Raw genomic sequence first — 23,061 nt, forward strand, 5'->3', positions numbered from 1 at the left:
TCTCCCTGATGTTGGCGGGCTCCTTATGACACCTCAGCCGTTTCTTTCTACCAGATAATCGGCAATTCGAACAAAGTCGGCAAGCGTCAGTACTTCCGGGCGGGCGGTGGGGGCAATAGCCAGCGCCTCCAGCTCCTCTGCCTTAAGGTGCTGTTTCAGGGTGTTGCGGATGGTCTTTCGCCGTTGACTGAAGGCATCCCGTACGACTGTTTCAAGGCGGGCAATGTCTTTGCAGGGGTGAGGCAGTGTCTGGTAAGGCGTCAGTCGGACGATGGCGGAATCCACCTTGGGGGCAGGCTTGAAGGCTCCGGGGCCGACGGTGAACAGGTAATCTACCTGGCAGTAATACTGAGTCATGATGCCAAGTCTGCCATAGTGCTTCTCACCGGGCTGTGCCGCCAGCCTCAGAACCACCTCTTTCTGCAGCATGAAATGCATGTCCTGGATGATGTTCTGGTAGCTCAGCAGGTGGAAAATCAGGGGGGTGGAAATATTATAAGGCAGGTTGCCAATAATCCTCAGGGGGCGTTCGTCTTGCTGAAGACGGGCAAAGTCAAATTTCAGGGCGTCCGCTTCGTGGATGCGGAAATTCGGGTTCAGGCCAAAGCGCAGTTTCAGGGTGGGAATCAGATCCCGATCCAGCTCCACCACATCCAGCTCACCGGCCTGTTCCAGAATGTCAGCAGTCAGCGCTCCCTGACCAGGGCCTATTTCCACCAGGTGTTCTCCCTGGCGGGGGTGAATGGAGGCAGCAATTTTCCCGATCACTCCGTGGTCGTGGAGAAAGTTCTGGCCAAAGCGTTTGCGGGCCTTGTGATAGGGAACAGGTGTCTGGGGCATGAAGGTCTATTGCTCATTAAACGCAGGAAGAGCCTGCAACAATGATCCTTGCTGCAAGCCAGAGAAAGACTGGCAATGATAGCGGCGGTGGCTGCTATTTGCCACCCCGCACCCATGGTGTTCCATCAACGTCCCCATAAAACATCAGACCATGTCCAGGGCGGTGTTGATTGCGGTATAAAGGCTTCCCGGGTTGATATTACCGGTGCCCGCACGATCCAGAGCGGTACCATGATCCACAGAGGTTCGGATAATGGGCAGACCCAGGGTAATGTTCACGGCCTGACCAAACCCCTTGAATTTCAGCACTGGAAGGCCCTGGTCATGGTACATGGCCAGTACCGCATCAGCACTTTTCAGCAGCTGTGGGTTGAACAGTGTATCTGCTGGCAAAGGGCCCGTCAGATTCATGCCCTGGATACGGCATTGTTCCAGCACGGGAATAATCGTATCGATTTCTTCCATTCCCAGGTGACCACCTTCGCCGGCATGAGGGTTTAGTCCGCAAATCAGGATATGGGGATTCTGGATGCCAAATTTACTCTGCATTTCGCGATAAAGGATCTCAAGCACCTGGGTCAGCGAGGAGCGGGTGACGGCAGAGGCAACGTCTTTGAGGGGCAGGTGAGTGGTGGCCAGTGCTACCCGTAAGCCTTCGGTGGCCAGCATCATAACGACTTTCTCTGTGCCCGTTTTCTGGGCGAGAAACTCGGTATGACCACTGAAAGGAATACCGGTGTTGTTAATCACTTCTTTGTGGACGGGAGCGGTGACGAGGCCATCAAACACACCGTTCATGCAGCCTTCCACTGCATACTCCAGTGTTTTCAGAACATAAGGACTGTTGGCAGGATTGACGGTGCCTGGAACAGCCGGGCAGGCCATAGTGACTGGGGCTACCAGCAACGTTCCCCGGTCTGCCGGGGTTCGATCTTCAGGGTTGAACGGGGCTATTTTGACCGGCACTCTGAGGGCTTCTGCTCTTTGCCTGAGCAGCTCAGGGTCCGCTACCACAACCAGCTGGCACGGACGATGACTGTGAGGAAGGGAGTCTGCCAGCTGCAGGCATAGATCCGGACCTATCCCCGCAGGCTCCCCGGCGGAAATCACCAGCCGGGGAAGTTTGGACGTGCCGGGCATCAGAGCTTGATCTCTACATAGGCCTGGTCGCGGATTTCACGGAGCCAGACCTGCAGTTCTTCTTCAAACTTGCGGCTGCTGAGCAGCTCTCTGACCCGGTTGCGGCGAACCTGGTTGCTGATATCGGACTTGCGTTTGCCCAGCACTTCAAGGATGTGCCAGCCATAGGTGGTCCGGAAGGGCTCACTGACCACTTTCTCCGGTATGTTGTTCATGACTGTCCGGAACTCGGGCACCAGCACATCCGGAGAGACCCAGTTCATGTCACCACCGTTCAGGGCGGAAGCACTGTCATCGGAATAGGCCTTGGCCAGTTCACTGAACTCTTCACCGGATTTAACGCGGTTGTAGAGTTTTTTGGCCAGCATCTGGGCTTCCAGATTGCTGCGGATTTCGTTGGGCTTGATCAGAATATGGCGGACGTGCACCTGTTCCTGAACCACCTTGTCATTGCCGCGGGTATCCATCAGTTTAAAGAGATGGAAGCCTCCCGGGCTGCGAATGGGCTCGGAAATCTGGCCCTTGCTCATTTTAATGGCCTGTTCGGCAAACAGGGTCGGCAGCTGGTCCGCCTTGCGCCAGCCCAGGTCTCCTCCTTCCAGGGCGTTCTGGCCTTTGGAGTTGGCAATGGCCAGCTCCTGAAAATTAGCGCCTTTCTTCAGCTGGGCGGAGAGTGCTTTTGCTTTGTTTTCTGCGGCTTTGATCTGTTCCGGGGTAGCATTGTCTGGAGTGGCAATGAGAATGTGCCCGAGGCGGTATTCCATCTGCATCTGTGCCTGGCCTTCCGGGGAATTCAGAAAGTTATCAATCTCCTGTTCACTGACCTGAACCCTCTGGGCCACCTGACGCTGGCGAACCCGGTTGATGATCATTTCCCGGCGGATTTCCTCCCGGGCCTGGGCAAAGGACAGCCCGTCCGCCTCCAGGTTTTTCTTGAACGCTTCAAGGGTCATCTGGTTGCGCTGGGCAATCCGGGTGATGGCGTCATTGAGTGCCCAGTCGTCGATCCGGATACCTGACCGCTGTCCCAGCTGGATCTGGATGTTTTCCAGGATCAACTGTTCCAGCACCTGTTTTTTCAGGACATCTTCCGGGGGAAGGTTGATATTCCGGCCAGACAGCTGGCGGTTGACCGCTACCATTCTGGCATTGAGCTCACTGTCCATGACCACGTCCTTGTCCACGACGGCTACGATCCGGTCAAGGTTGGTGGTTTTTGCCTGTGCTGCCTCTCCCACTGCCATGGTGCCGCTGAATGTCAGCAGGCAGAGAGAGGCCAGAGCGATGCGCTTCAGTCCCTTCATGAATTTACTTCTCATCCGCTGTGTAACCTTTGATGCCTTCAAGATATTCTTTGGCCGAGCCGGTGGCAATATTTCCCAGCCCCCGCAGCACAAACTGCAGGAAAACACCGCTCTTGGTGTCCGGGTGGTCAATATTACTGCCATCCTCTATCCAGTTGCGCCAGAGCAGGCGAACCTGGTAGCAGCAACTATTGTATTCCACGCCCGACATGATCTCGAGGTTTCGCTTGTTGGTGATGTCATACTGCCAGCGGCCCATGGCCGACCAGCGATTATAAATGGGCCATGCAAAGGAGATGTCTGTCTGCCTTAGCTGGTTTTCGGTGGTCAGATAACCACCTGGATTATTGGGATCAGGGATATTCTGGTTCTCATCATCTTTAACATAACGATCCACCTGGTCCCGGTAACGGTAGCCGATGTTCAGTGCCCTGCGGGTGTCAGGTTTATAGGTGTAGTAGAGACCGTAATCATCAATTTCGTTCTCGTTGGTATCCCACATGAGATCCTGACGGATACTCATTGCCCGGTTAATGTTATAGACCAGTTCTGACGCCAGGGGGGAGGCCCGGTTCTGCATTTCGCTGAGTAGCTTCTCCTCTGCGTCGTTGAGGTTTTCATCCCAGTTTTCATCGTCACCAGGCCGGGTGCCTGCTGTGGGGCTGATCCATAATTGTCGGTCACTGAAATAGAGAATCTGGCCAACGCCAAACCGGGCCCGTTCAAAACCATCTTCTTCCAGCAGTCGAGAAGTAACACCAAGGGATAGCTGGTTGGCATCCCCAAGACGATCGTATCCGGAAAATCGACTGTCACGCCAGAGGGAGTTGTAGTTGAACCCAAGGAGTGCGGTATCAAAAACAGGGTTCATTTCCTGCCCTTCCACATAGGGGGAGTACAGGTATTTCATCCGGGGTTCCAGGGTATGGGTGAATGAAGTTTCCCCAAACTGGGTTGCACGGTCAAAATAGAGCCCTGAGTCAATGCTGACTGTAGGAACCGTTGTTTTTGGGGTTTCGGTGTAGTCACCCCGGTTAAAACTGTTCTCGTAGGAGGCCTCAAGGTCTGCAATGACATCGTCCTTGTTCAGATTACTCAACTGGTACTGGACATGCTGGATTTTGACACTGGGGGTGATAAAGGCATAACTCCACTCCATTGGGTAGCTGGCCCCGGTTTCCAGAACCATCCGTTCACCGTTGGCTCGCTTGATGCCGTAACCTTCGCCGTAGTTGCTCTGATAAATGTTATTGGGTGCATCCACCAGCGTTTCATTGATGTAATCCCAGTTTTTATCACGGGAAAATTTGGTGTAATCCGCCAGGTAGCTGAGGTCCAGGCTGTCGGTGGCGTGCCAGGTTCCGGTCAGACCCAGTTGTGGCAACCTGTTATAGGGATCATCGGAAGTCCGGCTCATATTCTGGTATTGATGAGCGTCCAGCCGGATCTGCCAGCTGTGATCGAGATTTCCACCCTGGTAGCGGGTACCAATGCGCTGATTCAGGGGTGACTGATTCGTCAGGTTCAGATTGGAATTGAAATCTTCAAGGTAGTTTTTGTCACTGGCCCGGGCGTAATCGACTTCTGCTGACCAGCGGGAGGTGATGAGGGTTTGGTGGCGCAGATTAATCAACCACCGGTTTTCATCAAAATAGGGGTTGTCTTTGTGCAGCTCATCCTTGTTCAGCAGACCGGCCAGGCCGATTTCTCCATGGCTGTTTCCGAGCAGGTAGCGGAATTCATTTTCCACCAGTAGTCCCCTCTTGCTCATATAGCGGGGGGTAATGGTGGCATCGTAGTTGGGTGCAATGTTCCAGTAATAGGGCACAGAGAAGTCCAGGCCATTGTCACTGTTTTGTCCCATGGTTGGGTAGAGAAAGCCGGACTTGCGACGGTCATCAATGGGGAAGGAAAGGTAGGGGGTGTAAAACACCGGTAACCCTTTCACCCGTATGACGGCGTCTTTTGCCAGGCCCTGACCACTGTCGAGGTCAAGGGTGACGTTATCGCCAGACAGTTCCCAGCTGTTTTCCGCGGGGGGGCAGCTGGTATAGGTGGCATCAGAAAGCTCCAGGGTGGAATCTTCGTTCCGAACCACCTGGGTGGCCTCTCCCCGGACTTTCTGTTCGTGCATAACATAGGATGTGTTTTCCAGTGTGGCCCGGCCGCTGTCCAGTTGCAGATCGCCGCGATCCCCCACCAGCAGGACACCGGCCTCACGAAAACGCACATTGCCTTCGAACTCGCCGTAGTTGCGGTTGCGGTCCAGGGAAGCCCGATCGCTTTGCAGCTGCCGACTGCCCTGGCGCACTTTCACATTCCCTTTCAGGGTAGCCACGGACTCTTTGTCGTAGGTGGATTCATTGGCTTCAGCAACGATAGGAGCACTGTTTATGTCCCCTTTGAAATTTTTACCGGGCCTGGCTGGTTCAATGTAAGCACCACAGCTGTAGAAGGGTTCCCCGGCCTTTTGGGATTCTGATAATTCTGCCAGCGGGCGCCAGTCCAGGGTAGCTGTCAGCGAGGCACCTGAAGGTGTCGCTACTACGGAGGGGGCCTGGCGATTGCTGCTGGTTGTGGTTTTTTCCGGCTCTTTTTGTTCAACGATTTTTTCAGGGATGGCTGCGGCCAGAACTCTATTGGCTGGGACCGGGGCCGGTGCACAGCTCCATTTGCCACCTGGGACCGACTGGCAGTTCCATTCGCTGTTTGCCTGGGCCCGGGCAGCTGGTTGGGTGGCGAGCAGGGCGGTGGCAATGGCCAGTGTCAGATGCCTGGGTTTAAAAGGTAAAGAATGCATATCCATCAGTTCAGTCGTCCCCGGGAAGCATTATTATTGTGCGGTCTTCCATCGACTTTCCTCCACCCGGCAGGGGCAGTTTCCATTTTACATGGTATACGGCACTGGTTGGATAATAGAGGCATCAAAAGGTTGATCAACATCGGATTCCCATTTTGACCGTGATGTGAGACAGGCACAATCCGTCCCCCTGAGGCAGTGGCAGGAGGCCTGAAGAGAGGGGGCTGACTACTGGATCCTGAAAACAGGATCTTGAAAACAGAGAGTAGCCCTGGATCAAGGGTCTGTATAATGACATCACTAGTCTGTAGTTGTCTTTTGACTTAATCTAATAACTTAACATTGATCCGGCGGGATGGGGAGCCTTAAGGCTCCCCAGAGCGACATAAAGAGCCGGGAGTGAAAAATTAGCCTGTTATTCCACGAAGGGTTTTCATTGAAAATGGTTCCATGAAATGAGCAGGCTATTTTGCTTCAGTGATTTTCCGTGATAAACCGTTTGCTACCCTGTTTTTCCATAGGGGGAGGGCAAACTGTTTTTCTTTCGCCATGGGCACTTGAGAGCGGGGCGTAAAATCGACCAATGAGTGTACACAATATCCACCAGCGTCGCGATCAGTTGTCACAATGGGTGATTTCGGTTCTGTCCGGTGATGGCTCTTCATGGGGGGAGGCCTCCCCAGGGAAAAAGGAGGCCGCTTCTGGAATGCCCTTGAAGGCCATTGGCGGGGATGCTGGCTTCAGGCGGTATTACCGGGTTGAATCCCCACTGGGAACCAGGGTGGCTGTGGATGCCCCTCCGGAAACAGAAGATACCCGTACTTTTGTTCGAATAGCCAGAAGCTGGAGAGCCGGGGGTATTCCGGTTCCTGAGGTGTTTGCTGTGGATTATGAGCAGGGGTTCATGTTGCAGGAAGACCTTGGAGATACACCGTTGTTATCGGTGCTTTCAGAGAAGGGGCTTGCAGAGAAGGCGCTTTCCAGGGTCGCCAACCGCTACCAGAACGTTCTTGATGTCCTGCTTGATATTCAGAAGCAGCCTTCAGAAGGGTTGCCTCCCTACGACGATCAGCTCATCCAGTTTGAATTGTCCTTATATCCCGACTGGTTTCTGAAGGAGTTGATGGGGTTTGATGAAGCGTTGGAGGAGATCAGGGGGGACTTGTCGGCGTTGTCTACATCGCTGTCAGAGGCCATGACCCGGCAACCGCAAGGGGTGGTTCACAGGGATTATCATTCCCGCAACTTGATGCTGCAGCCCGATGGGACTGTGGGGGTCATCGATTTTCAGGGGGCTCTCTGCGGCCCACTGCTCTACGACGTGGTCTCCCTGTTAAAAGACTGCTATATCCACTGGCCGGAGGCGCAGGTGGCGCAGTGGTTGATGGCGTTTATGAAGCGGCACCCTGTTCTGGCTGAGTATGACCCTCAACAGCTCAAAACCTGGTTTGACCTGACCGGATTGCAGCGTCACCTGAAATGCCTGGGTATTTTTTCCCGGCTGTGGTTCCGGGATGGCAAGGCCGGTTATCTGGGGGATATACCTCGCACTTTTGACTACGTTGTATCGGTTTGCCTGAGTTACCCTCAGTTTCAAGCCCATGGACAATGGTTGGAGACGGCCGTCCGGCCAAGGCTTCAAGAGCGTCTGTCAGCGGTAATTAAGGGTGTTGAGGGCGCCAGGGTATGAAAGCGATGATTCTGGCGGCAGGTTTTGGCAAACGGCTGAGGCCGCTTACCCTCAGGATGCCCAAGCCATTGGTGCCAGTGGCTGGCAAACCACTGATCGTTTACCACCTCGAGCGTCTTGCGAAGGCCGGGTTTACCCAGCTGGTGATTAATCATGGCTGGCTGGGGGAGCAGCTTGAGCAGGCGCTGGGTGACGGGGCCAAATGGGGGGTGAGCATTCAATACTCCCCGGAAGGAGAGCCCCTGGAAACCGGAGGCGGTATTTTTCAAGCATTGCCTTTATTGGCAGATTGTCTGGAGGAAGAGCATTCTGAAACAAGCTCCCGACGGTCCGTAGAGCAGCCCTTTCTGGTGATCAACGGGGATATCTATACCGATGTGGATTTGGGGGCGCTCTCTTTGCCAAAGGGGATGCTTGCTCATCTGGTTCTGGTGGACAACCCTGACTTCCGCCCTGAGGGAGACTTTCTTTTGAAGGAGTGCAGGGTTTCAGAAAAAACCGGGGAAGATGAATCCGGGCTAACGTTCAGTGGTGTCAGCATCCTGTCTCCAAAGCTGTTTGAACATTGCCAGCCGGGTGTTTTCAGGCTGGCTCCCTTATTGATAAGTGCCATGAGAGAAGCTAAGGTCAGTGGCCAGTATCATTCGGGTTGCTGGACGGATGTCGGGTCACCAGAGCGCCTTGAGGCGCTGGAACAAGCCATTTATCATCAAGCCGGGATTCATCATCAAGGCAGGAAAAACCAAAGCAGGACTTCATGACCTTTATACTGATCGGGGCTTTTATAGGGTTTGTGACTGGGGGGCCGGTGGGCGCTTTGCTCGGCGCGTTTGTAGGTTCCTGGATCAACAGGCGGGTGTTCGGTGGTCAGGCCACCGGCTTTGGGGCTACCAGTGCCCAGCGTCAAAGAGCCCAGTCGGTTTTCTTTAAAGCCACTTTTCTGGTCATGGGGCGGGTCGCCAAAGCAGATGGCCGGGTCAGTGAACGTGAAATCGAAAATGCCCGGGCCATCATGCAGAACATGCGGCTTTCTGAGGGGCAGCGCCGGGAAGCCATTGATCTTTTTAATGAGGGAAAGAAACCATCGTCTGATATTGAATCAGTGCTGCAGGCGTTTCGCCAGGTGGCAGGCTCAAGCACTCTGATTCCAATGTTTCTGGAGATTCAGCTGTCTGCGGCTTATGCCGACGGTGGGTTGAGCCCGGCGGAGCAGGCCGTGTTCAAACAGGTGTGCAGCCATCTGGGTGTGGGGAATTTTGTTTTTGAGCAGATTCACAAGCGTTTTCGCGCCCAGCGGGATTATTATCAGAGAGGCTACCAGTCCCGGGGGTATGCACCGTCCTCGAAAGATGACTTGAAGAAGGCGTATGAGGTGCTTGGGGTTGAACCTTCTGCCAGTGACAGCGAGGTCAAAAAAGCGTACCGCAAGCGGATGAGTGAACATCACCCGGATAAACTGGTTGCCAAGGGGCTTCCGGAAGAGATGATGGCAGTGGCCAAGGAAAAAACCCAGGAAATTCAAGGCGCCTATGATCAGGTAAGGGCGTACAGAAAAAACAAATGATGGAACTTGTGGTTATACCGGTTGACTAATAAAGATAAGCGATACAAAACGACTGTGGAACGTGAGTATAAGCTTTTGTGGCTCAAGCAAAAGGGCAGCTTGTGAATACAGTGGTTTTTTCCTGGTTATCGGATGTTTTTCCGGAGTTGAGTTCTGTGATGTATGTGGTTCGAAAGAAATTTATGTACTGGTATGTCCCTGCGGCAACAAAGGTGCATATGGACCCTAACAAGCCGGTGGTTCATTGTTTTTCGTCGTCAAGGCGGGTAAAAATGGAGCTGCGGAGAAAAAAATATCTGGTGTTCCGAAGCATCAATGAGTTCACCACCCGGCTGGGTGAACGGGAAACCCGGCAGTCTAGTTAGGTTCTGTTCATTAACAGGAAGGAGGCCTGGCTCTCCTTCCTTTAACCTTCAAAGAAACATTACACGCTCTTCATTTTGCCACCGTCCACCACGGTACTCGTTCCCGTCATGTAGCTGGCTGCATCCGATAACAGAAAGGCGGCTGCATTGGCAAATTCTTCCGGTTTGCCATAGCGCCCCATGGGAATGGCCGCTTCAGCGTTCTTTTTAACGGTTTCCGGACTGATGTCCCGGCGTTTTGACAGGTACTGGTTGAGGGCTTCAATGCGGTCGGTGCCAATGGATCCGGGGATCAGGTTGTTGATCCGGATATTGTATTTCGCCAGGTCTGTGGACAGGGTTTTGACCAGGCTGTTCACTCCGGAGCGCATCACGTTACTCATGACCAGGATGTCTATGGGTTCTTTGACAGCAGACGAGGTTAGCGTCAGCACACTGCCGCCATTGACCTTCAGGGCGGGCAGAGCAGCGCGGATCAGTCGCACAGCGCTCATCAGGGTCAGTTCGAAAGCGGCCTGCCAGGCCGGGTCATCAAATTCTTCAAAAAAACCGGGCGTTGGGCCTCCAGCATTGATCACCAGCCCATCAATCCGGCCGAAGTCCTGCACGGTAGCATCGACCCAGTCCTGAATAGAGTCTGCATTGCGGGCGTCAAAGACATAGCCGCGAGTTTCTGCAGAGGTTTCCTGACTGATGGTGGCTGCCGCCCTGGCAATGTTCTCCTCATTCCGGCTGGCAATGGACACCATGGCCCCCTCCCTGGCCAGGCGGTGGGCAATGGCATAGCCGAGGCCGGAGCTGGCGCCTGCCACCATGAAAACTTTGTTTTTTATGCCAAGGTCCATAACAGCGACTCCTGTATTTATTGGTGATTCACAACCCGAACAACCTCACTTTCAAGGTTTATGCGGGCGTGCGAGGTACTCTGTGGACTGCATTTCCTGCAACCGGCTCTGTGTTCTCTGGAACTCGAAGGACAGATTCCCTTCGGAGTAAAGCCGGTCCAGGGGTGCTTCGCTGGAGAGAATGAGTTTAACCCCCCGGTCATAGAACTCATCCACAAGATTGATAAATCGGCGAGCCTGATCATCATGACCGGCCCTGAACTGCGGGACCGCTTCCAGGATAACACTGTGGTACAACCGGGCCAGTTCGATGTAGTCGTTCTGGCTCCGGGGGCCGTCGCAGAGCTGGGAAAATGAAAACCAGGCAATGTCTTCACAGATTCTGACGGCCTGGATGGCCCGGCCGGAGATCTCCAATTCCGGCTGTTCCTCAGCCTGACTGCAGTCCGGAGCCAGGTCATGGAATATGGTTTCCAGTCTGGTCTGGGTTTCAGGGGTCAGAGGGCAGTAATAGGTGTCTGCCTTTTCCAGAAGGCGAAGTCGATAATCGATGCCGCCATCCACATTGACCACCAGGGTATGCTGGTTGATCAGGTCAATGGCCGGGAGAAAACGGGCTCTCTGTAACCCATCTTTATAAAGTTGGTCCGGTTCGACGTTGGAGGTGGCTACCAGGGTCACCCCCCGGTTGAAAAGCTGCTCCATCAGCCCGCCCAGAATCATGGCGTCGGTAATATCCGACACAAAGAATTCATCAAAACAGATAATGCGAGCTTCGCCTGCCAGGCGTTGAGCAACGGTCTCCAGCGGGTTTTTTCTGCCTTCCAGAGTTTTCAGTTCATTGTGCACTCGTCGCATAAAATGGTGAAAATGCATCCGGAGTTTTTCCGGAAAGGGAAGGCAGTGGTAAAACGTGTCCATCAAATAGGTTTTGCCCCGGCCAACACCTCCCCAGAAATAGAGCCCTCTCACTGGCTCCGGACGCTTGCCCATCAGGCCCGAGAGGCGCCGGTACAGAGGTGATTTGGCAGGCAGGGTCAGCCGGTCGTACAGATCCTGCAGGTGTTGAACGGCTTCCGCCTGGGCGGGGTCTTCAGAAAACCCGTCTCGGGTTAAATCATTCTGGTAACAAGCTTCCGGGGTCATGGTCATTGTTCTATAGAAGGCCTGTCTGCAGTTCTGCTTAATGGAGTAGGGATTGTTGAGTAAGAAAGAAGCCTGCAGCGAAAGCTGCCAATGTAACCGGAGTCTTTCGTCTGGGCAAGAGGGACCGGTGAGCTGGGGTCAGGACCAGGATCACTTTTCTGGAATGAAGGGAGTAAAGGGGGATGATAAAAAACCGCTTACAATGGCAATCCTAAACTCAGCAGTTGGATGTGGAGTTTGTGGAAAATCTGGGCGTTCTCAGCCATACCCAAAGGGCATAAAGGCGGGTCGTACAGCCAATGGCCTTAGTCCTTGGCAAGCGGCGCAACGCAGTTGAGGGCGTCCAGATTTTTCACAAAACCGCAGAGCGAACTCCCACTTACCTGTGAAGGTGAATAGTAAATTGGCCTCTATGGCTATAACTCTAAAGGGTTTACAGAAATTCAAGCGGCCAATTGCTGAATTTAGGATTATATGTGCTAGGCCAAAAGCCATTGAGCCTATACAATAGCCATCAGGAATGTGGCTTTAGTATGGGTGATACGGGCGAGTGCCCCACTGGGTGAGGCGATACTGTGGAAGAGATAAGCGTACTTTGGTTTGTCGGTAGTCTGGCGTTTCTCGGGGGAATTCTGTGTGGAGCCCTGGTGTACCATCTGCTTTCAGGCTCCAAAACCCGCAATGGCAAGCTGGAAGGTCAGCTGGATGAAATGCAGCAGGAGTTCAAGGAATACCAGCAGCAGGTGGGAGATCACTTCACCACATCCGCGCACCTGATCAATAAGTTGACAGACGCATACCGGGACGTTCACGAGCATATGGCCAACGGGGCAGAAAACCTCTGTGATGATGAAGAGGTTCGTACCCGGTTGTGTGACTCCCTGCTCAGCAGCAACGCCCTGTTGTCCGGCAAAGTGATCAAGCGTCGGAACGAAAGGGCCAAGCCCACTGAGCAACCCAAGGATTATGCCCCGAAGGTCAGTCCTGAAGAGCGGGGAACCCTGGCGGAAGAGTTTGGGATGACGTCCGGCGCCAAAGCAGAGGTCAATCTGGAAAAATAAACTCTTGTTAATACCGGTCGAGCCTCCTTTTCAGGGAGGCTTCGATGGTTAAGGTGATCCTTCATCCACCCCTGACAGTTCCAATATATGGGTAGGGAACCCATCCAGGCTGTACTGATTTTTCTCTTTCCAATAGCTTTCAACCCCCGCCTGCCCTTTTCGTTCAGCGGATGCTGCCAAGGCATTCCGATCTCCTTGATAGTCAAAAAGCGGGACTGCCATGCCGCAGGAGGATTGGGTTTTATCAATATCCAGCAGAAAAATCTGGCGGGTACCTGCTATTTCCGGAAACATTGGGAGGTATTGTTGCCATTGGGGGTGAGCTTGGTGCAGTACCCTTGCGGTTCCGTATAACCTCAGGATGAGCGGGGAGCCATCCAATGCGCAAAACATAATGGTCATTCTGGGGTTGAGCTGGACATGGGCGGAAGTTTCATTGCCGCTGCCCGTCAGGTTGAGCCAGGCCACCTGGTTCGGGTTAATAATTCTGAACGAATCCATGCCTTTGGGAGATACATTAACGGTACCGGTTTCGGCAGCAGTGGCAACAAAGAACAGCTTCTGTTGTTGAATAAACTGACTTTGCTGGTCTGTTAGTTCGGTGTAATGCTGGCCCATTTTGCTTTCTCATTATTTATTGGTAATTAATCGTCAGGTAACCCCCGGCTATGCTAGGAAACTCGCATAGGATATACCGGTGCTTTTATAGCTGATCCCAATATTTTCGCCATGAACCATACACCGTTCTCCCTTACCCCAGCCCTCTCCCAGAGGGAGAGGGAGCTTGGCGGTGCAAACTTTTAAAGCCTTCTTCCTCTGGGTGCAATAAAAGCACTTTGAGGGCGTCACCTCTTTTGCCGGAGATAAATAACTTGAGGAGCAGGCTTCGGCCAGAAAAGTGTGCTCCTGGCAATCAGCTGTCCAGTGAGTCCAGGTACTTCTCTGCATCCAGGGCCGCCATGCAACCGGTGCCCGCTGAAGTGATCGCTTGACGGTAGACGTGATCCATTACATCCCCGGCGGCAAACACACCTTCTTTTGAGGTGAGCGTTGCATTGCCTTCAAGGCCGCTGTGAACCTTCAGGTAACCGTCTTTCATCTCCAGCTGTCCGTCAAAAATGCCGGTGTTCGGGGTGTGGCCAATGGCAATAAAGCAGCCGCTGGCGTCAATGTCCTGAGTCTCGCCGGTATTGACGTCTTTGACCCGGACACCGGTAACCCCACTGTTGTCTCCCAGAACTTCCTCCAGCACGGAGTCCAGAACCAGTTTCATATTGCCGTTGTTCACCCGATCCATCATTTTATCCTGCAGGATTTTTTCGGCCCTGAACCCCTGGCGGCGATGGATAACGGTAACGCTGCGGGCAATGTTAGAGAGGTAAAGCGCTTCTTCAACGGCAGTATTGCCGCCGCCGACAACAACAACGTCCTGGTTTTTATAGAAAAAGCCATCGCAGGTGGCACAGGCTGAGACCCCCTTACCCATAAAGGCTTCCTCGCTTTCGAGTCCCAGATAGCGGGCGCTGGCACCTGTGGCAATAATCAATGCGTCACAGGTATAGGTGTTCATTCCTTTCAGGGTATATGGCTTTGTACTGAGATCGACCTCTTCAATATGGTCAAACAGGATTTCGGTGCCAAAGCGTTTGGCATGGGCTTCCATATCCTGCATCAGCCCGGGTCCCTGCAAACCTTCTACACCACCAGGCCAGTTATCAACGTCGGTGGTGGTGGTCAGCTGCCCGCCCTGTTGCATGCCGGTAATCATCACCGGGTTCAGGTTGGCACGGGCCGCGTAGACGGCGGCAGTATAACCGGCCGGTCCTGACCCAAGAATTAAAAGGCGGGAATGTCGGGGTTCGCTCATTATTGACTTCCATTATTGACGGTATGACCGGGGTTTTCAGTCTGGTGGCCACCAGAGCTGCATTGAATGGCCCTATGATAGCGATTGTGTCTCTTAGAGGACAGTTGTGAATGATCATGAGTCAATAGATTAAGGCTATTGATAAAGAGATGTGATAAAGAGAAGGGTAGAGGGCGTTATAATATTGCTTCTGGTTTATGTACAATCGGTCTGTGTTCACAGAGCCCTAGGAGCCTGCCGGACTTATGCTTTCGAGCATAAAATTCAGTAGAACGAGTCAAATCTTTCGATGGATTCGTGCGAATACCCAAAGGGCATAAATAGTGGGCCTATTTAATCGAATTCATCGAAAGATTTGGCCGTTCTTTCTGGATTTTAGGTCGAAATTGTCGTAAGTCCGACAGGCTGCTAGGCATTTTCATAGAAAAAGACGTCAATGACTGCAACCAATACCCTGAGCGGGCCGGGCTATTTTGTCCAGGGCCTGAAAATGATTACCCTGCCGCAGCTGCGCTGGTTTGTCCTTATTCCGATCCTGATTAATATTCTGGTGTTTTCGGGAATGATCATCTGGGCTTCCGGCCGTTTTTCCATCTGGATGGATCAGCTGACCGGCTGGATGCCAGAGTGGCTGGCTTTTCTGGAGTTCCTCTTGTGGCCGTTTTTCTTTCTGGCGCTGGCAGCGATGGGTTTTTTTACCTTTACCATTGTGGGGAATTTTATTGCGGCTCCCTTTAATGCCCTGCTGGCTGAGAAAGTCCAGAGGATGGAAGGGGCTGATCTTCCCGATCTGCAACTGAAGGACTGGCTGGTCATTCTTCCCCGCAGCATTGGGCGAGAACTGAGAAAACTGTTGTATTACCTTCCCCGCGCCCTGGTGCTTCTGTTGTTGTCGTTTATTCCGGGGGTAGGGATGGTTCTCTGGTTTATTTTTAATGGCTGGATGATGGCGGTTCAATACTGTGACTATGCCGCAGATAACCGCGGGGTGTCGTTCAGTGAGATGATGAATCTGCTGAAAAAAAAGCTGCCGAAAGCCTGGCCTTTTGGGGCTGTGGTGAACCTGGCTATGCTGATTCCCCTGTTGAATCTGTTGATCATACCGGCGGCTGTTGCCGGTTCAACGTTGCTCTGGGAGCGGGAAGTGCGGTTCACTGCGAACCGGAAAAATAGCTGACAAGCCCGGAAAAGAAGCGCCTTCATACAGAGACATTATAGAAAGAAAATAATACAAGGAACGGGCAGTGAGTATAGCTTTGCACCGGTATAACATCGTCCGGATTACTGATGGCAGGGAGGTGACTCACTGCACGGTGATGAAGATGTGTTACGATTACGCGCTGGTAAAGTACCAGGGTAAGCGGTATCGGGTGCCTTATCATTATATGGATCAGGTGGTAGGGCACGAGCTGCTGATGCCCGATACCGAACTTGTGAAAAATACTCAAGGGTAGGTAATGGAGGAGCGAACTGAATGAGTTGTCTGTTCTGTAAAATCGCCGAAGGGGCCATACCGGCCGAGACCGTCTACGAGGATGATGAGGTTCTGGCGTTCAGGGATATTAATCCGGCAGCGCCCACCCATATCCTGGTGATTCCCCGCAAGCACATTGCCACCATGAATGACGCTGAGGCGGATGACCAGATGCTGCTTGGGAAGATGATGCTGGTGGCCAGAGATCTTGCGGCCAGTGAAGGGGTGGATGAGACCGGTTTTCGTTTTGCCCTGAATACCAACAGTCACGGTGGGCAGTCTGTCTATCACATACACCTTCATCTGCTGGCGGGTCGCCCAATGCAGTGGCCTCCGGGTTAATGGCTGTAGGGAAAAGCCCATTGGGTTAATCAATGGGCACTCTAACAGGGACGCTGGAGAGACTTACTCTTCAATAATTTCAAAACTGTGAGTGATTTCCACCCCGCCTTTCCCCAGCATCAGAGCCACTGAGCAGTATTTGTCCGCGGACAGATTGACGGCGCGCTCCACCTGGGACTCCTTGATGTTCCGTCCTTTGACGACAAAGTTCAGGTGAATACGGGTAAACACAGCCGGAACGGCATCCGCCCGCTCGGCCTGAATATCCACGTGGCAGTCGGATACCTGTTGTCGCGCTTTTTCCAGAATGCTGACCACATCGACGGATGAACAGCCACCCAGACCCATGAGAATCATTTCCATCGGGCTTGGGGCACTCTTCTGGTTTTTGTCGGCATCCATGACTACGGAATTGCCACTGTCGGTGAGGCCGAGAAATCGCTCGGAATCCACCCATTTCACTTGTGCCTTCATTGATCTTCCTGTTCTGTTCAGTGGTGGCTGGTCATTGTACGGGGTTTCAGAAAAAACGGCCATGAAGGGAAGCGTAATAATGGATGGACATGGCTTTGTAACTAAAGAGTTGGAAGGCAGTGCTCTATTCATCGAAAAGGCTTTGCCATTGATGTTACAAGGTGATGAATGAAACCGGTTTACATAATGGTGAACTATTGACCGGTCCGAGGCCTTTCAGATGATTAAATGGTCGTTTTTCCCTGTAATAAGTGCCAAGGAAGTCAACAATTGGCACATTAAAGAATTAACGAACCCTGTGTTTACGGTATCATGAGGTAAAACTGGGTATTCATCGTCGGTGGGGAGATGTTGTCAAAGAGTCTGCATATTAAAACCTGGAGCAGCAGGGGGACAGGGGCCAGTATGGATCGTTTTCTGTCCATGTGCTCCCGGAGGAGCTACCGGGCAAAGAGCACGATCCTTTGTGCCGGGGATACGTCTGAATCCCTTTATTTCATCGTCAAGGGAACGGTTACCATCGCCATTGAGGATGATGAAGGGCGTGAAATGATCGTCACTTATCTGAATCAGGGTGACTTCTTTGGTGAAATGGGTTTGTTTGATGCCGAAGGAGATAAGGGGCTGGCTGAGAGGACCGCCTGGGTGAAAGCCAGAACCGCCTGTGAGGTGGCGGAGATTGGTTATCAGCAGTTCAGGGATCTGATCCGCGAGGATCCGGATATCCTCATGCTGTTGTCTGGGCAGATGGCGGCCCGCCTTAAAGATACTACCCGGAAAATGGGGGACCTTGCCTTTCTGGATGTGACCGGAAGGGTAGCTCGTACCCTGCTTGACCTTTGTCGTCAGCCCGATGCCATGACGCATCCCGATGGTATGCAGATCAAGATTACCCGGCAGGAGATTGGCCGGATTGTGGGGTGTTCCCGGGAAATGGTTGGTAGGGTGTTGAAAAGTCTGGAAGCCCAGGGGCTGGTGTCGGTGAAAGGGAAGACCATGGTTGTTTTTGGAACCCGGTGACTCTGTCTATACTCAGTTATTCTCTGTCGTCTTCCCTGGGAGCCAGTGGGGTTTCAATTGAAACTGTCCCAAGCCCGGCAGACTTCTGACCCCTATGGAGGGTGCAAACGATATGAATCGATTGGTAATACAGGCTGCTGGAACCGCGGGCATAGTTCTATCCGGTTTACTGCTGGGGTGTGCTGACAAGAAGCTGGATGTGGTTGTTCACCAGGTCAGCCCAGATGGCGTTGGGCCTGAGATTGGCCGGGTATTGATCAGCCAGGCTCATCAGGGAGTTAAATTTGCTCCTAATCTCCATAACCTCGCTCCTGGGGAACACGGTTTCCATATCCACGAAAATCCGTCATGCCAGCCTGGAGTTAAAGGTGGGGTCAAGCTGGCTGCCCTGGCTGCAGGGGGGCATTATGATCCCGACAATACGGGCCGCCATGAAGGCCCTGAAGGTAATGGTCATAAGGGGGACTTGCCCCGGCTGGTGGTTGATAAAAAAGGGTATGCCCTGACGGCCGTCAGAGCCCCTCGTTTGACGCTGAACGATCTGAAAGGGCGCTCTTTAATGATTCATGCCGGTGGGGATAACTATAGTGATAACCCCCCTATGGGGGGCGGTGGGGCTAGGATTGCCTGTGGAGTGATTGAGTAGACGGTTTTTACCATGCTGGGGAGGAGTGCCCTTTTGTGTTGCGCTTCACTTCGTTCAGCAGCAACCTGCGCAACAAGGCAATCTTTTCTGGATTGCGGTAGGTTGGCGCTTCGCACAGCGAAGCGCGACAGGAGCCAAGGGCATTACAGATGTTGACTGAAAAGCTTTTCCAGTGCGTCGCCAGGGTCGTCCTGCCTCATGAAGGCCTCGCCAACCAGAAAACTCCTGATATTCCGGGCAATCATGGCATCAACGTCTTCCTTGGTGTGGATGCCGCTTTCGGTGATCACCAGCCGATCCTCAGGAATGGAGGTGAGCAGGGAAAAGGTGTTTTCCAGGCTGACTTCAAAGGTATGAAGGTTCCGGTTGTTAATGCCCAGCAGGGCTCCAGGCAGGCGCAAAGCCCGTTCCAGTTCATCGGCACCATGAACTTCAACGAGAACGTCCATGCCCAGGGATTGTGCCAGAACATTCAAGCTGTTCAGCTGGTCATCCGTTAAGGCTGAAACAATCAACAAAATACAGTCTGCCCCAATCATCCTGGCTTCGTAAATCTGGTATGGGTCAACCATGAAGTCTTTCCGCAGGACTGGGAGTGAGCAGGCGCCTCTTGCTTCTTTAAGATAGTTCTCGTGTCCCTGGAAAAAGTCTCTGTCGGTCAGTACAGACAAACAGCATGCTCCTGAGCGTTCATAGCTCCGGGCAATGTCTGCAGGTTCAAACTGTTCCCGGATAACCCCCTTGCTGGGCGAGGCTTTTTTGACCTCTGCAATGACAGCTGCTTTCTGATGGCCAACTTTTTCATGGAGCTGTCTTGCAAACCCCCGTGTTGAGTCGCAGGTTTCGGCAATAGACTTGATTTCGTCCAGGGGCAGAGAGGCTTTGCGCTCTGCAATCTCCTCATGTTTGCGCTGGATGATTTTGGTCAGGATGGTCGGTATCGACATTGGCATAATCCTCTTCAGTTAGTTATCTGCGTCTACAGCATACACCTGGGAGAAACTGGCCAGCTCTTTCATTTTTTCAAGGGCAAGACCACTGGCAATGGCGTCCTGGGCCATGGCGATGCCTCCTTCAAGGCGCGCGGCAATGCCGGCCAGATAAATGGTGGCCCCGGCATTCAAGGCTATCATACTGGCTGCTTTTTCCGCATACGGCCCCTGCTGTTTGCCCAGGGCATCTTTGATTAAGGCAAGAGACTCTGTTGAGTCTTTGACGTCCAGGCCAACCAGGCTTTGGGAGTCAATACCGAATGTTTCGGGGGTGATGGTGTACTCATGAATGTTGCCGTCTTTCAGCTCTACCACATGAGTAGCACTGGCAATGCTGATCTCATCCAATCCATCCGTGGAGTGGACAACCATAACATGGTCATTACCCAGCTCCCGGAGAACCTCCGCCATGGGACGGCATAATTCCCGGGAAAACACACCAATGAGCAGATTACTGACATTGGCCGGATTAGACATGGGGCCCAGAATATTAAACACCGTACGAATACCCAGTTCCCGGCGAACGCCTACAACGTTTTTCATTGCGCTGTGATGAGCCGGGGCAAACATAAAGCCAACGCCTACTTCTTCAGTGCATCGGGCCACCTGCTCAGGAGTGATCATCAGGTTGACGCCTGCCAGCTCCAGCAGGTCAGCGCTGCCACTGGAGCTGGATACCCCCCGGTTACCGTGCTTGGCTACTTTTGCCCCGGCTGCCGCACAGACAAAGGCTGAGGCGGTGGACACATTAAACAGGTGGGCGCCGTCCCCTCCAGTGCCGACGACATCCACCAGATGGTCTGCGTTCACTTTGACAGGAGTGGCCAGCTCCCGCATTACCATGGCTGCTCCGGTAATCTCCTCCACACTTTCACTTTTCATGCGCAGGGCGGTCAGGAAGGCAGCAATCTGTTCTGGGCTGCACTGGCCGGTCATGATCTCCTTCATGACTTGAACCATTTCATGTCGTGTGAGATCCAGATTTTGTACGACACGGTTTATTGCTTCTTTTATATTCATGATTAATTTGCCTGTTACTACTGCTTTTGTTTAAGGAAGTTAGCCAGCAGATCGTGCCCCTGATCCGTCATAATAGACTCCGGATGGAACTGCACACCTTCAACAGGCAGTTTTTTGTGCCGAACCCCCATTATTTCATCGTTGCTACCATCCTCAAGGCGGGTCCATGCTGTCACTTCAAGGCAGTCAGGCAGAGTGGCCTTTTCGATGACGAGGGAATGGTAGCGAGTAGTGGTGACCGGGTTATTCAGTGCCTTGAAGACGCCCAGGTCCTGGTGATAGACCGGTGATACTTTACCGTGCATGACTTGCCGGGCACGAACAATGTTGCCTCCATACACCTGCCCGATGCTTTGGTGACCCAGGCAGACGCCCAGAATAGGCACTTTTCCCTGGAAGTGGCGGATAACGTCCATGGAGATGCCGGCTTCATTGGGGGTACAGGGGCCCGGTGAAATAACGATGTGGTCCGGGTTGAGTTTCTCAATGTCGGCAAGGGTAATATGGTCATTTCGGTGCACCTCTACCTGGGCTCCCAGCTCACCGAAGTACTGCACCAGATTGAAGGTGAAGGAGTCGTAGTTGTCGATCATTAACAGCATCAGTTTTTCACCTCAGTGTTTCCGGCTTCAGGCTTTTTCTCAGCGGAAGGCTTTTTATTAGCTGAGGGCTCTTTTTCTGCAACAGGTGTCTGTTTTCCTGCGCCAAGAAAGCCTGTCTGGGCCATGGCGACCGCTCGGAACAGTGCCCGTCCTTTGTTCATGGTTTCTTTCCATTCCAGCTCTGCAATGGAGTCGGCAACAACACCGGCCCCAGCCTGAACATAGAGCTTCCGGTCTTTGATAACGGCGGTTCGAATGGCGATGGCGGTGTCCATATTGCCATTCCAGGCCAGGTATCCCACAGCGCCTCCGTAAACGCCCCGCTTGACGGGTTCCATTTCATCAATGATCTCCATGGCCCTTACCTTGGGGGCGCCACTGAGGGTTCCCGCGGGTAGAGTGGCTCGGAGTACATCCAGGGCATCCAGCCCCTCTTTCAGTTCGCCAGTGACATTGGAAACGATATGCATCACGTGGGAGTAACGCTCTATTACCATTTTATCGGTGAGCTGCACGGTTCCGGTTTTCGAAACCCTGCCAGCGTCGTTTCTTCCCAGGTCGATTAGCATCAAGTGTTCTGCCAGTTCCTTGGGGTCATTGAGCAGCTCATTTTCAAGTGCCTTGTCCTTCTCCGGGGTTTCACCCCGTTTGCGGGTTCCGGCAATGGGGCGAACGGTGACCACGTCGTCTTCCAGGCGGGCAAGAATTTCCGGCGATGAACCCACAACATGAAAGTCACCCAGATCCATGTAATACATATAGGGGGAGGGGTTGGTACTTCGCAAGGCTCTGTACAGATTAAGGGGGGAGCTGTCATAGGGAATGGTCATTCTCTGGGACAGGACGACCTGCATGGCGTCACCGGCCAAGATGTAGTCCCGAATGGTTTCCACCGCTTTCTTGAACGGGGCTTCTCCATAACCAGACCGGAAATCCGCTTCGGTCACCGGGTTCAGGGAGGCCTGAACCGGAGCCTGGACATGACTGCTCTGGAGCTGTCGAACCAGGTTGTCCAACCGGAACTCGGCTTTTTCCAGGGCTGCGGTTTCCTCAGGGCAGGCGTGAGTAATCAGAATCAGTTTGCCGCTGAGATTATCGAACACCACCAGTTCATCAGACACCATCAGCAGGATATCCGGTGTGTGTATTTCGTCGTGCGGTGTACTGTCTTTTAGTTTCGGCTCAATATAGCGGATGGTGTCGTAACCAAAATACCCCACCAGGCCACCGGTGAACCTTGGCAGCCCGGTCAGCTCAGGTATACGAAAGCGCTGCTGGAACGTCTTGATAAACGCCAGGGGATCTTCCTGGATGTGTTCTTCTATGATCTGGCCATCCTTTTCGATCTGGACAGTCTGCCCTGAAACTCTCAGCAGGGTGCGGCAGGGCAGGCCAATCATGGAATAGCGGCCCCACTTTTCCCCCCCTTCCACGGATTCGAGCAGATAGGAGTAACGACCATTGGCCAGCTTGAGGTACGTGGTTAATGGGGTATCAAGGTCTGCCAGAATCTCCCGGGTCACGGGGATGCGGTTGTATCCTTCTCTGGCCAGACGCGCAAAGGTTTCGGGCGTCATATTTCTGCCTCTTGAGTGAACGTATGATCCTTCAGTGAACTGTGGATCATTGGCTAATGGCTTTGTTGTTGTATCGGCCCCGGGGCTACTTTTGCTGGTGGGGCGCTATACCGCAGGGGTATCGGGCTGAGGTGGGGCTTTTATTCAGGCCCAGGGCCAGCTGGACCAGAGGAGGGAGGGAGATGGGATGGCAGAAGGGCGAACGAAAGACCCCTGGCAGTACTCACTGGTCGCCGGGGCTTCTGAAATCGGGTTGTGCTGGGTATGACAGTGTTTCACCGCAAACTCCGCA

23 protein-coding genes are annotated in these 23,061 nt (G+C 53.2%); 10 read left to right on the forward strand and 13 right to left on the reverse strand.

The window, feature by feature from the left end; translation table 11 throughout:
• Positions 1 to 33: 33 nt before the first annotated feature.
• From rsmA to ACNRUY_RS02030, 4 genes are all read right to left on the reverse strand, one after another.
• Positions 34 to 840 carry a 16S rRNA (adenine(1518)-N(6)/adenine(1519)-N(6))-dimethyltransferase RsmA gene (rsmA, locus tag ACNRUY_RS02015; RefSeq protein ID WP_488109968.1) on the reverse strand — a complete coding sequence of 269 codons (807 nt, stop codon included), beginning with the start codon at positions 838 to 840 and terminating at the stop codon, positions 34 to 36.
• Between the two features lie 144 nt (positions 841 to 984).
• A complete protein-coding gene (pdxA, locus tag ACNRUY_RS02020; protein ID WP_488109969.1) occupies positions 985 to 1,980 on the reverse strand; it encodes a 4-hydroxythreonine-4-phosphate dehydrogenase PdxA in 996 nt (331 codons plus the stop codon).
• On the reverse strand, positions 1,980 to 3,284 hold the full coding sequence (locus ACNRUY_RS02025; RefSeq protein ID WP_488109970.1) for a peptidylprolyl isomerase: 1,305 nt from the start codon (positions 3,282 to 3,284) through the stop codon (positions 1,980 to 1,982). The genes pdxA and ACNRUY_RS02025 overlap by 1 nt, the downstream gene beginning before the upstream one ends.
• A 4-nt stretch (positions 3,285 to 3,288) precedes the next feature.
• The gene (locus ACNRUY_RS02030) at positions 3,289 to 6,084 is read right to left on the reverse strand and encodes an LPS-assembly protein LptD (protein WP_488109971.1); all 2,796 of its coding nucleotides are present in this window, start codon (positions 6,082 to 6,084) and stop codon (positions 3,289 to 3,291) included.
• 583 nt (positions 6,085 to 6,667) lie between these two features.
• On the opposite strand from ACNRUY_RS02030, the gene ACNRUY_RS02035 reads away from it, so the two are divergent.
• From ACNRUY_RS02035 to ACNRUY_RS02050, 4 genes are all read left to right on the forward strand, one after another.
• A complete protein-coding gene (locus ACNRUY_RS02035) occupies positions 6,668 to 7,774 on the forward strand; it encodes an aminoglycoside phosphotransferase family protein (RefSeq protein ID WP_488109972.1) in 1,107 nt (368 codons plus the stop codon).
• Positions 7,771 to 8,535: an N-acetylmuramate alpha-1-phosphate uridylyltransferase MurU gene (gene murU, locus ACNRUY_RS02040; RefSeq protein WP_488109973.1), complete on the forward strand. Its 765-nt coding sequence runs from the start codon at positions 7,771 to 7,773 to the stop codon at positions 8,533 to 8,535. Before ACNRUY_RS02035 ends, murU begins: the two co-directional genes overlap by 4 nt.
• Complete coding sequence (gene djlA / locus ACNRUY_RS02045; RefSeq protein WP_488109974.1) at positions 8,532 to 9,338, forward strand: co-chaperone DjlA; 807 nt, start codon at positions 8,532 to 8,534, stop codon at positions 9,336 to 9,338. Before murU ends, djlA begins: the two co-directional genes overlap by 4 nt.
• 101 nt (positions 9,339 to 9,439) lie before the next feature.
• On the forward strand, positions 9,440 to 9,703 hold the full coding sequence (locus ACNRUY_RS02050) for a hypothetical protein (RefSeq protein WP_488109975.1): 264 nt from the start codon (positions 9,440 to 9,442) through the stop codon (positions 9,701 to 9,703).
• A 59-nt stretch (positions 9,704 to 9,762) separates the two neighbouring features.
• Here the strand turns inward: ACNRUY_RS02050 and ACNRUY_RS02055 are convergent, their stop codons facing one another.
• Together ACNRUY_RS02055 and zapE are read right to left on the reverse strand one after the other, a co-directional pair.
• A complete protein-coding gene (locus ACNRUY_RS02055; protein ID WP_488109976.1) occupies positions 9,763 to 10,548 on the reverse strand; it encodes an SDR family oxidoreductase in 786 nt (261 codons plus the stop codon).
• 51 nt (positions 10,549 to 10,599) lie between these two features.
• Positions 10,600 to 11,694 carry a cell division protein ZapE gene (zapE, locus tag ACNRUY_RS02060; RefSeq protein WP_488109977.1) on the reverse strand — a complete coding sequence of 365 codons (1,095 nt, stop codon included), beginning with the start codon at positions 11,692 to 11,694 and terminating at the stop codon, positions 10,600 to 10,602.
• Between the two features lie 575 nt (positions 11,695 to 12,269).
• On the opposite strand from zapE, the gene ACNRUY_RS02065 reads away from it, so the two are divergent.
• The gene (locus tag ACNRUY_RS02065) at positions 12,270 to 12,755 is read left to right on the forward strand and encodes a Z-ring associated ZapG family protein (protein ID WP_488109978.1); all 486 of its coding nucleotides are present in this window, start codon (positions 12,270 to 12,272) and stop codon (positions 12,753 to 12,755) included.
• Between the two features lie 48 nt (positions 12,756 to 12,803).
• Here the strand turns inward: ACNRUY_RS02065 and ACNRUY_RS02070 are convergent, their stop codons facing one another.
• On the reverse strand, positions 12,804 to 13,373 hold the full coding sequence (locus tag ACNRUY_RS02070) for a pyridoxamine 5'-phosphate oxidase family protein (RefSeq protein WP_488109979.1): 570 nt from the start codon (positions 13,371 to 13,373) through the stop codon (positions 12,804 to 12,806).
• A gap of 295 nt (positions 13,374 to 13,668) precedes the next feature.
• Positions 13,669 to 14,622: a thioredoxin-disulfide reductase gene (gene trxB / locus ACNRUY_RS02075; RefSeq protein WP_488109980.1), complete on the reverse strand. Its 954-nt coding sequence runs from the start codon at positions 14,620 to 14,622 to the stop codon at positions 13,669 to 13,671.
• 436 nt (positions 14,623 to 15,058) lie between these two features.
• Here trxB and cysZ point away from each other — a divergent pair, with 436 nt between their 5' ends.
• From cysZ to ACNRUY_RS02090, 3 genes are all read left to right on the forward strand, one after another.
• Positions 15,059 to 15,799 (forward strand): sulfate transporter CysZ, encoded by a 741-nt coding sequence (gene cysZ, locus ACNRUY_RS02080; protein ID WP_488109981.1) that lies wholly within the window; start codon positions 15,059 to 15,061, stop codon positions 15,797 to 15,799.
• Between the two features lie 67 nt (positions 15,800 to 15,866).
• A complete protein-coding gene (locus ACNRUY_RS02085) occupies positions 15,867 to 16,076 on the forward strand; it encodes a hypothetical protein (protein WP_488109982.1) in 210 nt (69 codons plus the stop codon).
• A gap of 20 nt (positions 16,077 to 16,096) precedes the next feature.
• Positions 16,097 to 16,438, forward strand: coding sequence for a histidine triad nucleotide-binding protein (locus ACNRUY_RS02090; protein ID WP_488109983.1), 342 nt, complete (start codon positions 16,097 to 16,099; stop codon positions 16,436 to 16,438).
• Positions 16,439 to 16,501: 63 nt separating this feature from the next.
• Here ACNRUY_RS02090 and ACNRUY_RS02095 read toward each other — a convergent pair whose 3' ends face one another.
• Positions 16,502 to 16,912, reverse strand: a complete 411-nt coding sequence (locus tag ACNRUY_RS02095) for an OsmC family protein (RefSeq protein WP_488109984.1) — start codon at positions 16,910 to 16,912, stop codon at positions 16,502 to 16,504.
• A 405-nt stretch (positions 16,913 to 17,317) separates the two neighbouring features.
• On the opposite strand from ACNRUY_RS02095, the gene crp reads away from it, so the two are divergent.
• Both crp and sodC read left to right on the forward strand, forming a co-directional pair.
• The gene (gene crp, locus ACNRUY_RS02100) at positions 17,318 to 17,932 is read left to right on the forward strand and encodes a cAMP-activated global transcriptional regulator CRP (RefSeq protein ID WP_488109985.1); all 615 of its coding nucleotides are present in this window, start codon (positions 17,318 to 17,320) and stop codon (positions 17,930 to 17,932) included.
• Positions 17,933 to 18,044: 112 nt separating this feature from the next.
• Positions 18,045 to 18,578 carry a superoxide dismutase [Cu-Zn] SodC gene (sodC, locus tag ACNRUY_RS02105; protein WP_488109986.1) on the forward strand — a complete coding sequence of 178 codons (534 nt, stop codon included), beginning with the start codon at positions 18,045 to 18,047 and terminating at the stop codon, positions 18,576 to 18,578.
• Between the two features lie 143 nt (positions 18,579 to 18,721).
• Here the strand turns inward: sodC and trpC are convergent, their stop codons facing one another.
• Genes trpC through trpE form a run of 4 tightly spaced genes read right to left on the reverse strand, consistent with a single transcriptional unit; the run spans position 18,722 to position 22,769 of the window.
• The gene (trpC, locus tag ACNRUY_RS02110; protein ID WP_488109987.1) at positions 18,722 to 19,531 is read right to left on the reverse strand and encodes an indole-3-glycerol phosphate synthase TrpC; all 810 of its coding nucleotides are present in this window, start codon (positions 19,529 to 19,531) and stop codon (positions 18,722 to 18,724) included.
• A 12-nt stretch (positions 19,532 to 19,543) separates the two neighbouring features.
• Positions 19,544 to 20,590: an anthranilate phosphoribosyltransferase gene (gene trpD / locus ACNRUY_RS02115; RefSeq protein WP_488109988.1), complete on the reverse strand. Its 1,047-nt coding sequence runs from the start codon at positions 20,588 to 20,590 to the stop codon at positions 19,544 to 19,546.
• Between the two features lie 17 nt (positions 20,591 to 20,607).
• Positions 20,608 to 21,192 carry an anthranilate synthase component II gene (locus ACNRUY_RS02120; protein ID WP_488109989.1) on the reverse strand — a complete coding sequence of 195 codons (585 nt, stop codon included), beginning with the start codon at positions 21,190 to 21,192 and terminating at the stop codon, positions 20,608 to 20,610.
• The gene (trpE, locus tag ACNRUY_RS02125; protein ID WP_488109990.1) at positions 21,192 to 22,769 is read right to left on the reverse strand and encodes an anthranilate synthase component I; all 1,578 of its coding nucleotides are present in this window, start codon (positions 22,767 to 22,769) and stop codon (positions 21,192 to 21,194) included. Before trpE ends, ACNRUY_RS02120 begins: the two co-directional genes overlap by 1 nt.
• Positions 22,770 to 23,061: the final 292 nt, after the last annotated feature.

Source organism: Endozoicomonas sp. Z74 (assembly GCF_057680865.1).